Raw genomic sequence first — 9974 nt, forward strand, 5'->3', positions numbered from 1 at the left:
TCAGACTTCGATCCTGCCGAGGCGGCGGATGACGAAGAAGCCGACGGTGTACAGGCCCAGCGAGATCAGGACGAGGGCCTGGCCGAGGCCGGAGCCGGTGACGCGGGCGAGCGCGCCCTCGTTCGAGGAGTTGATCAGGAGCAGGGAGCCGAGGCCGAGCAGCGGGACCGTGAAGGCCGTCGCGTTGACCTCGGAGAGCATGGTGCGCACCTCGCGGCGGGTCTCCTTGCGGTCCTCCAGGGTCTGGGTGAGGTTGCGCAGGGAGCTGACGACGGAGCCGCCCGCCTTGTTGGCGAGGACGAGTGTGGTGACCAGGACGATCAGTTCGCGGGAGGGCAGTCGCTCGGAGAGCTCGCCGAGGGCGTCGTCGATGGTGCGCCCCATCATCAGCTGGTCCGCCACGTGGGCGAGTTCCTCGCCCGCCGGGTTCTCCAGTTCCTCGGCGGCCATCGCCAGGGCGGTCCGCATGGCGAGGCCGGCGGCGGTCGCGTTGGCCAGCAGGCGCGCCACGTCGGGGAGTTGGCCGATGAAGGCCTCGATACGCTTCTGTCGCTGCCAGTTGAGGAATATGACCGCGCTCCACACCCCGACCAGGGCGGCGATCGGGCCGAAGAAGGGGGCCAGCACCGAGGCCGCGATCAGCCACAGCGCGACGACGACGGCGGTGACGTAGGTGGCGAACTCGCCGGCCGTCACGTCGAGGCCCGTCGCCGACAGACGCAGGTGGATGGAGCGGCCGAGTCGGGTGCGGCGCAGCCGGCGGTCGACGGCGGCGAAGCGGCGTACGCGGCCGGCGGCGGTGCGCAGCGGGCCGCCGCCGGAGAGGCGGTCCACGAGGGCCTGGCGCTGGGCGCGTCCGGAGGCGTACGTGTGCACGCCCGCGACGGCGAGGGTGCCGCACAGGACGGTGGCGCCGAGGGCCAGGACGGCGGGGTCGTTCACGGCTCGCTCCGCTCGGTCGTGGGGGTCATCCGATGGCCTGCCTGGGGTCGAGTGCGTCCAGGACCTCGACGACGCCGAAGGCGGGCGGCAGCGGTTCGTTGGCGACGTACAGCTTCTCCGCGACCGGGCGGGGCAGCGGGAGGTGTTCGAAGCGGCCGTGGACGACCCGGTCGGGGCCGACGGGGCGCGGGACGAAGCGGGTGACGGGGACGACCCGGAACTGTTCGCGGCCGTGCGAGACCAGCAGGGCGATCTCGGTGATCCGGCGGGAGCCGTCGGCGTGCCGGGACAGCTGGACGACCACGTCGACGGCGGAGTTGATCTGGTCCTTCAGCGCCTCGAAGGGGATCAGAACCTCGGACATCGAGCCGAGGGTCTGGAGTCGCATGAGGGCGTCCTCCGCGGAGTTCGCGTGGACCGTCGCGAGCGAGCCGTCGTGGCCGGTCGACATCGCCTGGAGCATGTCGAGGGTCTCCCCACCGCGGACCTCGCCGACGATGATGCGGTCGGGGCGCATGCGCAGGGAGTTGCGGACCAGGTCGCGGATGGTGATCTGGCCCTTGCCCTCGACGTTCGGGGGCCGGGACTCCAGGCGGATGACGTGTTCCTGCTGGAGCTGGAGCTCGGCCGAGTCCTCGATGGTGATGATGCGTTCGTGGGACGGGATGAGTCCGGAGAGCGCGTTGAGGAGGGTGGTCTTCCCGCTGCCCGTGCCGCCGCTGACGATCAGGTTGAAGCGGGCGCGGACGAACGCCGCGAGGAGCATCAGCATCTGCTCGTCGAGCGAGCCGAGGCCGATGAGTTCGGGGAGGGTGTACGCGCGGGGGAAGCGGCGGATGGTGAGGGTGGGCCCGGTGAGGGCGAGCGGCGGGATGATGACGTTGACGCGTTCGCCGGTGGGGAGGCGGGCGTCGACCATGGGATTGGACTCGTCGACGCGGCGGTTGACGGTGGAGACGATGCGTTCGATGGTCTGCATGAGCTGTTCGGTGGAGGCGAAGCGCAGCGGGAGCTGTTCGACCCGGCCGGCGCGCTCCACGAAGATCGAGTCCGGGCCGTTGACCATGATCTCGGTGATCGACGCGTCGGCGAGCAGGGGTTCGAGGACTCCGAGTCCGAGTGCTTCGTCCACGACCCGGCGGATCAGCTGGGAGCGTTCGGCGGAGGAGAGGACGGGGCCTTCGCGGCTGATGATGTGGCCGAGTACGCGCTCCAGGCGCACCCGCCGTTCGGCCGCCGCCAGGCTCGACATCTCGGCGAGGTCGATCTCCTCCAGGAGCTTGGCGCGGTAGACGGCGACGAGGTGTCCGTCCTCGCGGGCGGGGCCTCCCTCGTCGGGGGTGGCCAGTCGGGATCGCAGGCTCATGGGTTCGGCTCCTCCCGGGCGGTCGTGGGTTCGGTCGTGGGGCTCAGTCGTCGGTGGGCATGGTGGCGCGGCGGGTGACCGTGTAGGGGCCGAAGAGGGGGATGACCCCGGGGACCTGGACGGTGACGGTGGCGGTGGTGAGGTCGGGGCCCGGTACGGGGTCGACGCTCGGGTCCAGCCATCCGCTCACGGCGGCCTGTCCCGCCGCCCCGCCGTCGCCGCCCTGTGAGGCGACCCGGGCGGCGGCCCGGGCGCCGGAGCCGGCCTGGTTGATCCCGTACCCGATGAGGCCGAGCTGGATGGTGGCCATGCCGATGACCAGGAGGATGGGCAGGAACCCGGCGAACTCCAGCATGGAGACGCCCCGGTCGTCTCGGAGGCGACGTGGAAGGCGCCGCGGAAGGCACCGCGACAACCTCGGGAAGGTGGTCATCCGGCGTCCCCCTCCAGTGCCGCGCCCGCCGTCCCTCGCACGTGCCACCCCGCGTCGAAGCCCGGGAAGAAGAGCGGGACGTCGACGTCGACGGTGGCGCGCATCACCGGGCCCGCCGGAGCGCAGACGATCCCCGCGTCGCTCCAGGAGCCCGGCAGATGCCTGCTCCCCGCCGTCTGGCACGCGCCGCCGACGTCGCCGTCGACCGCGTACGCCGCGGTCGCCGCGCGGGCCGCCTCGTCCGCCGCGTTCCCGGCCAGCGAGTACGAGTAGCCGTACAGCACGCACTGCCACAGGATCGTCATCACGACCAGCAGGATCGGGAACATCCCGGCGAATTCCAGGGTCACCGCGCCCCGGTCGCCGCCCCTCCTGCGCAGCCCCGACGTCCCCCGGTCCGGGGAGGCCTTGCGGCGCCGGCCGCCGCCCCCGCCCTCCTGGGCGACGACCAGTCCCAGTTCCGCCGCCAGGGCCCACAGCGCCTGTTTGACGGTGGAGCGGGCGTCGAGGTCCTGGAGGCGGCCCGCGTCCACGACGGACTGGAGCTCCTTGAAGGCGGCGGGGACCGCGGCGCCGGCGACCTTGGTGCCGGTGACGCGCTGGACCAGGGAGGGCTGGATCTCCGTACCGCGGGCGAACCGGTTGACGACCGTCGTCGTCTCCTCCGCCTTGCGGATCTGGAGGCGGTCCCACATGCGGACCATGCGTTTGGCGGCGCGGACGGCGACGACGTCCGGGGTGACGACGAGCAGCGCCTGGTCGGCCATCTCCACGGCCGCCGCGGTGGCGGAGGTCATCTGGGAGCCGCAGTCGACGATCACGACGTCGTGGCGGGAGCGCAGGGCCGACAGGACCTGGCGGGTCACCCGGTCCGTGACCTCCTCGCCGCGTTCGCCCTCGGCGGGGGCGAGGAGCAGGCCGACGCCGCTGTCGTGGAGGTAGACGGCGTCCTGGAGGACACGCTGGTTGATGTCGCTGATCCCGGCGAGGTCGGCGACCGACCGGCGGAACTGCACGTCGAGGTAGGAGGCGACGTCCCCGGACTGGAGGTCGAGGTCCACCAGGGCCACGTCCCGCCCGGACGCCTTCGACGCCAGGGCGATCTGGACCGCCGTCACGGTGGTGCCGACGCCGCCCTTCGCCCCGGTGACCGTGACGACGGTGCCGCCGGGGCCCGTGTACAGCTCGGGCGTGCCGCTGCCGAGGTGACGCCGCATGCCGAGCGACCAGCCGGCCGCGGCCTGGACGCGTTCGGCGAGGGCGTCGTAGCCGAGCGGCAGGCCGACGATGCCGCGGGCGCCGGAGTCCATGGCGGCGGTGAGGACGCCGGCGCTGGTGTCGGCCGTGACGAGGACGACGCCGACCGCCGGGAAGCGCAGCACCAGATCGCGGATGAGGTCCAACGCCGGTACGGGACCGATGCGTTCGTGGACGAGGACGACTTCGGGCAGCTCGTCGAGCGACTCCGCCGCGAGCCGGGCGAGGGTGTCGAGCAGGGCGGTGGAGTCGGGGACGGGCGGGGCGGGTTCGGCGTCGGCGAGCTGGCTGAGCAGGGTGGTGAGCGCTCGGGCGGAGTCGATGTCGCCGACGGCCGGGAGGATACGGATGGTCATCGGCACGGCCCCGGGGGCGTGGACCTCATGCGCGGCCTCCTACTTGTCCTGGTCGAGGGTGTACGTACGCTCGCCGGGGGCGACGGTGGTGGCGGAGCCGCCCGCGACCAGGGCGAGCCGGACGTGGGTCGCGAAGGACTCGGCGTACGCGACGCGTTGGGCGTCGGCGGTGTCGAGCGCGAAGGTGATGGGCACGGCCTGGGTGGCGGTGCGGCTGCGTTCGGCGCTGGACTGTCCGGGGTCGAGGGCGGTGAGTTTGCCGACGTCGATGACGCGGGCGTTCGCCACGATGACCTTGGACTGGTCCTTCTGCTTGTCGTTCTCGGCCTTGAAGGTGGCGTAGATGTTGACCCGCGCGCCCGGGTCGATCTTTCCGGCCACGCCGGTCGCCGCGTCGATCATGATGGCGATCTCCTGCTGGCCGGCTTCCAGCGCGGGCCGGTCGACGATCATGTCGCTCTGGAGCAGGGACCCCTTCTCCAGCTGGGTGACGGCGATCTTCCCGCGGATCCGGGAGAGGTCCGTGACGGCGGTGGAGGACAGCCAGCGCTCGGGCATCGAGATCTTCTGGAACTGGTCGGCCGACAGCTCCTTGTAGGGCGCGATGTCGTCCTTGAGGCGGTACGCCGAGACCTCCGGGCCGACCTTGGAGTTCACGTCACGGATCACCGAGAGGACTCCGGCGAAGGCGCCCAGGGCGCACAGGACCGAGAGGACCAGCAGGATGACGCCGCGGCGCTGGCGTGAGTTCATGACGCGGACAACCTCGATCGTGGGGCGGGGACGGCGGGGTCGAGCGGTCGTGCCTGGTGCTGTTCAGGTGCTGTTGAGATGTCGCTGTGGAGCCGTGGTGCCACGGAGCCGAGGTGCCGGATCCGCGCAGCCGACGCGTCCGATGGGACCTATGTGGCTTATGTCATGCCCCGGGGCAGGGCACGCACTGGAGAGGATGCCCCCACCTCGGCGGCCGGAAGCTCCGATGGCGGTGGCAGCGGCGCGGCGCAGAACCCGCAGCGGTCACCGATGAGTTCGAGTCCGCACCAGTGGCACTCCTCCCGCCGGACGGACGACACGAGTTGGTAGAGCACGGAGACGTCGTGGAGACCGGCGGCGAACTCGGCGAGCTTGGCGGTGCCCCACCAGCGGGCCGACTCCTCCGGCAGCGGCACCGTCGCGACGCCCTGTACGCGCCAGGCGGGGGCGAGGGTCGCCGTGACCCAGTCCGAGGGCGGCTGGCCGGCGGCCACGAGCAGCCGGGTGCCGAACTCGGGTCCGGCGATGTCGTCCTGGCCGATCCGCGCGAGCTGGGGCCGTGGCGTGGCCAGCACGGCGAACTGGGCCCCCGGTACCCATGACTTGGCGTGCGACTTCAGGGTCACCGGCACCCGGTCGAGCTTGGCGACCGAGCCGAGCAGGGCGCCGGCGTAGATGTAGTGGGCGAGCAGCCGGGCGGAGGAGGCGAGCACGCCCGGACTGAAGTCGCAGACGGACAGCTGGCGCAACTGCTGGGCGAGCAGGGCCAGTCCGAGCGGCGGCAGGTCGATGCCGAGCAGCGCGATCCGGTCGCTCTCCAGGACGGAGCGGACGGTGTGCAGGCGCTGGGTCACGGCCGCGTCGACCGAGGCCGGGTAGAGCGCGATGACGTATCCGTGCTGCTCGATGAGCGTGTGCATGCCCGTGAGGGAGGCGTCGAGGGTGTCGAGGGGCTGGACGACGGCGGGCGGGGTCTGTCGGTCGTGCGGCGGCAGCACCAGGTCGGGACTGGTGACGGCTATCGCGGTCGGCACGCTGCACACACCCCGTTCGCCGCGGCGAGGTGGTCAACCACCGCCACGGATCGCCCCTGTTTCGTCATGGACCGCCACAGTTGGCCGCAGATCGTCACTGTGACGCCCTCTTGCATCAGCACCATATCCACGGCATGGCCCGCTCAACACCGAATCCGCCAGATCATCTCACCGAAGGTGCGGGCATGATCAACGGAGAGTGAGGCGAATACGCGACAAGTCGCCCGCGCCTCAAAGGTGTTGGGATTTCCGGCCGTTCCCCGAGGTCTTGACAACAGGATTGGTCTGGACCAACTTGTATCCAGCGGTGGCCGCCGTTCCGTATCCCTCCCCCACCTCCCCGGAGGACCCAGTGGACCGCGTCACACGCATGCCCGCACGGAGATGGGCGGTCGGCCTCGCCACCGCAGTCACCGCCTCCGTCCTCTCCCTCACCGGCCTGGCGGGCCAGGCCCAGGCAGCCGACGTCAACAACGCCAGGAACGGCGGTTACGAGTCGGGCCTGAGCAACTGGACCTGTTCCGCGGGCAGCGGTACGACGGTGTCCTCACCGGTGCACGGCGGATCGGCGGCGCTCAAGGCGACGCCCGCCGGGCAGGACAACGCCCAGTGCACCCAGTCCGTCGCGGTCAAGCCCAACTCGACGTACACGCTCAGCGCGTGGGTGCAGGGCGGGTACTCCTACCTCGGTGTGACCGGCACGGGCACCACGGACGTGTCGACCTGGACCCCGGACTCCGCCTCCTGGAAGCAGCTGTCCACCAGCTTCACCACGGGTGCGTCGACCACCTCGGTGACGGTCTACACGCACGGGTGGTACGGACAGGCCGCGTACTACGCCGACGACCTCTCGGTCTTCGGCCCCGACGGCGGCGGGGGCGGCGACCCGGCCCCCACGGTCCCGGCTGCACCCGCCGGCCTGGCCGTCTCCTCGACCACCTCCTCGTCCGTCTCCCTGACCTGGAACACGGTGTCGGGAGCGACGGGTTACAACGTCTACCGGTCCGGCACGAAGGTGACGGCCGTGACCGGGACCTCGGCGACGGTGACCGGACTGACCGCGTCCACCTCGTACCCCTTCCAGGTCACGGCGACCAACTCGGCCGGTGAGTCCGCGAAGTCGGCGACGGTGACGGGCACGACGAACGCGTCCTCGGGGGGTGGCGGGGGCACCGGGCTGCCGAAGCACGCCGTCACGGGCTACTGGCAGAACTTCAACAACGGCGCGACGGTGCAGAAGATCTCCGCCGTCCAGTCCCAGTACGACATCATCGCGGTGGCCTTCGCGGACGCGACCGGCACGCCGGGCGCGGTGAGCTTCAGCCTGGACTCCGCCGGCCTCGGCGGCTACACGGTCGACCAGTTCAAGGCGGACATCAAGGCCAAGCAGGCCGCGGGCAAGAAGGTCGTCATCTCCATCGGCGGCCAGAACGGCACGGTGTCCATCAACGACTCGACGTCCGCGGCGAACTTCGCCAACTCCGTCTACTCCCTCATGCAGACGTACGGCTTCGACGGCGTCGACATCGACCTGGAGAACGGCCTCAACGCGACGTACATGACGCAGGCGCTGCGCTCCCTGGCGGCCAAGGCGGGCCCGTCCCTGATCATCACGATGGCCCCGCAGACGATCGACATGCAGTCCACCTCGAACACCTACTTCCAGACCGCCCTGAACATCAAGGACATCCTCACGGTCGTCAACATGCAGTACTACAACAGCGGTTCGATGCTGGGCTGCGACGGCAAGGTGTACTCGCAGGGCTCGGTCGACTTCCTGACCGCCCTCGCCTGCATCCAGTTGCAGGGCGGCCTCGCCCCGTCCCAGGTCGGCCTGGGCCTGCCGGCCTCGACGAGCGGCGCGGGCAGCGGCTACGTCTCCCCGACTGTCGTCAACAACGCCCTGGACTGCCTGACCAAGCTCACCAACTGCGGTTCCTTCAAGCCCTCCAAGGCCTACCCGGACCTGCGCGGCGCGATGACCTGGTCGACGAACTGGGACGCCTCCGCCGGCAACGCGTGGTCCAACTCGGTGGGAGCGCACGTGCACGGGCTCGGCTGAACCCGCTGGACCGGCGCAGCCGGTGGGGCCGCCCCCACCGGGCCGGCCGAAGGGGCGACCTCCGACGAGGTCGCCCCTTCGGGCTTTCCCGGACGGCCCCCCGAGGGCCGCCCTCCCGCCCGGATTACGGCCGATTCCGCTCGCCCGCCCTTGGTCGAGTCTTGACCTGCTCATGCCATAGCTTCACCATGAGCGCCACATCCGCACCCCGCACGTCGCACTGATCCCACCCCCCAGCTCCGTACCCCCACATCCGGTGACCCGGATTCCAGGAGAAACAAGGAGACTTCATGCGACTTCGCACCCGCGGCAGACGGGCCGCCGTCCTCGCCCCGCTGCTGGCCCTCGCCCTCGCCGCACCCGTCACCGGCTCGGTCACCAGCGCCACGGCGACCGGCGCGAAGGCCCCAGCGCCCTCGGCCGACGACATCCGTCAGTACGAGATCCACCGGAGCACGACCCCGGTGACCCGTACGGCCATCCAGGCCGCCGGCGTCACCGTGGACGAGGCCGACGAGGAGACCGTCGTCGTCTCGGGCCGCGCGGACCAGGCCAGGGAGCTGCGCCGGCTCGGCTACGAGGTCTCACCGCTGGGCTCGGCGCCGAACCGCTCGAACGGTCCCGGTGATCTCCGCCTCCTCGACTTCCCCTCGGCCGACGCGAAGTACCACAACTACGCCGAGGCGAACGCGGAGATCGACCAGCGGCTCGCTGCGTACCCCGGCATCATGAGCAAGCGCGTGATCGGGAAGTCGTACCAGGGCCGGGACATCGTCGCCGTCAAGGTCAGCGACAACGTGGCGACCGACGAGAACGAGCCCGAGGTCCTGCTCACCTTCCACCAGCACGCCCGTGAGCACCTGACCGTCGAGATGGCGCTGTACCTGCTGCGCGAGCTGGGAGCCGGCTACGGCAGTGACTCCCGGGTCACCAGCATGGTGAACAACCGCGAGATCTGGATCGTCCCGGACCTCAACCCGGACGGCGGCGAGTACGACATCGCCACCGGTTCGTACCGCTCGTGGCGCAAGAACCGCCAGCCCAACAGCGGGAGTTCGTACGTCGGCACCGACCTCAACCGCAACTGGAACCACCGGTGGGGCTGCTGCGGCGGCTCGTCCGGGTCCACGTCCTCCGAGACCTACCGCGGAGCGTCCGCCGAGTCGGCGCCCGAGGTGAAGGTGGTCGCCGACTTCGTGCGCGGCCGGGTCGTCGGCGGCAGGCAGCAGATCAGGGCCGGGATCGACTTCCACACGTACAGCGAACTCGTGCTGTGGCCCTTCGGGTTCACCACGGCCGACACCACGACCGGCATGACCGCGGACGACGCGGCCGCGTTCAAGGCCGTCGGACGGACGATGGCCGCGAGCAACGGCTACACACCGGAGCAGTCCAGCGACCTGTACATCACCGACGGTTCGATCGACGACTACCTCTGGGGCACCCAGAAGATCTTCGACTTCACCTTCGAGATGTACCCGAGGTCCAGTTCGGGCGGCGGGTTCTACCCGCCCGACGAGGTGATCGAGCGGGAGACCTCGCGCAACCGGGACGCGGTGCTCCAACTGCTGGAGAACGCGGACTGCATGTACCGGTCCATCGGCAAGGAGGCGCAGTACTGCGCCTGACCGGGACGGCCGGACAGGGGCGAACCGCGCGGCCGCGTACGGCCCGCCCCCCCGGGGGCCCCCCCCCCACCGGGGGGGGGGGGCCCGGGGGGGCGGCGCCCAGGCGGGCCCCCCCCGGGGGGGCCCCCCGCCGGGGTGGGCGA

8 protein-coding genes are annotated in these 9974 nt (G+C 71.1%); 2 read left to right on the forward strand and 6 right to left on the reverse strand.

Annotation, left to right across the window (positions count from 1 at the left end; all coding sequences use genetic code 11):
- The 6 genes from ACFV2J_RS21305 to ACFV2J_RS21330 all read right to left on the reverse strand — a co-directional run bounded on the left by ACFV2J_RS21305 (nucleotide 1) and on the right by ACFV2J_RS21330 (nucleotide 6141).
- A complete protein-coding gene (locus ACFV2J_RS21305; RefSeq protein WP_385084392.1) occupies nucleotides 1-942 on the reverse strand; it encodes a type II secretion system F family protein in 942 nt (313 codons plus the stop codon).
- 25 nt (nucleotides 943-967) lie between these two features.
- Nucleotides 968-2308: a CpaF family protein gene (locus tag ACFV2J_RS21310; RefSeq protein WP_168529990.1), complete on the reverse strand. Its 1341-nt coding sequence runs from the start codon at nucleotides 2306-2308 to the stop codon at nucleotides 968-970.
- 43 nt (nucleotides 2309-2351) lie between these two features.
- Nucleotides 2352-2663, reverse strand: a complete 312-nt coding sequence (locus tag ACFV2J_RS21315) for a TadE/TadG family type IV pilus assembly protein (protein WP_385084390.1) — start codon at nucleotides 2661-2663, stop codon at nucleotides 2352-2354.
- 74 nt (nucleotides 2664-2737) lie between these two features.
- Entirely contained in the window at nucleotides 2738-4354 is a 1617-nt protein-coding gene (locus ACFV2J_RS21320) for a CpaE family protein (protein WP_385084388.1), read from the reverse strand.
- 39 nt (nucleotides 4355-4393) lie between these two features.
- Complete coding sequence (cpaB, locus tag ACFV2J_RS21325; RefSeq protein WP_385084386.1) at nucleotides 4394-5107, reverse strand: Flp pilus assembly protein CpaB; 714 nt, start codon at nucleotides 5105-5107, stop codon at nucleotides 4394-4396.
- A 158-nt stretch (nucleotides 5108-5265) separates the two neighbouring features.
- Complete coding sequence (locus ACFV2J_RS21330; RefSeq protein ID WP_385084384.1) at nucleotides 5266-6141, reverse strand: hypothetical protein; 876 nt, start codon at nucleotides 6139-6141, stop codon at nucleotides 5266-5268.
- A 370-nt stretch (nucleotides 6142-6511) separates the two neighbouring features.
- On the opposite strand from ACFV2J_RS21330, the gene ACFV2J_RS21335 reads away from it, so the two are divergent.
- Both ACFV2J_RS21335 and ACFV2J_RS21340 read left to right on the forward strand, forming a co-directional pair.
- Nucleotides 6512-8203 (forward strand): chitinase, encoded by a 1692-nt coding sequence (locus ACFV2J_RS21335; RefSeq protein WP_385084382.1) that lies wholly within the window; start codon nucleotides 6512-6514, stop codon nucleotides 8201-8203.
- Nucleotides 8204-8493: 290 nt separating this feature from the next.
- Complete coding sequence (locus ACFV2J_RS21340; protein WP_385084380.1) at nucleotides 8494-9831, forward strand: M14 family metallopeptidase; 1338 nt, start codon at nucleotides 8494-8496, stop codon at nucleotides 9829-9831.
- Nucleotides 9832-9974 lie beyond the last annotated feature (143 nt).

The organism is Streptomyces sp. NPDC059668, from assembly GCF_042734135.1.
Taxonomy (GTDB): Bacteria; Actinomycetota; Actinomycetes; order Streptomycetales; family Streptomycetaceae; genus Streptomyces.

Coding starts and splice junctions, on each gene's coding strand:
- ACFV2J_RS21310 (WP_168529990.1), bottom strand. CDS start 2,308: ATGAGCCTGCGATCCCGACTGGCCACCCCCGACGAGGGAGGCCCCGCC.
- ACFV2J_RS21315 (WP_385084390.1), bottom strand. CDS start 2,663: ATGCTGGAGTTCGCCGGGTTCCTGCCCATCCTCCTGGTCATCGGCATG.
- ACFV2J_RS21320 (WP_385084388.1), bottom strand. CDS start 4,354: ATGACCATCCGTATCCTCCCGGCCGTCGGCGACATCGACTCCGCCCGA.
- cpaB (WP_385084386.1), bottom strand. CDS start 5,107: ATGAACTCACGCCAGCGCCGCGGCGTCATCCTGCTGGTCCTCTCGGTC.
- ACFV2J_RS21335 (WP_385084382.1), top strand. CDS start 6,512: ATGCCCGCACGGAGATGGGCGGTCGGCCTCGCCACCGCAGTCACCGCC.
- ACFV2J_RS21340 (WP_385084380.1), top strand. CDS start 8,494: ATGCGACTTCGCACCCGCGGCAGACGGGCCGCCGTCCTCGCCCCGCTG.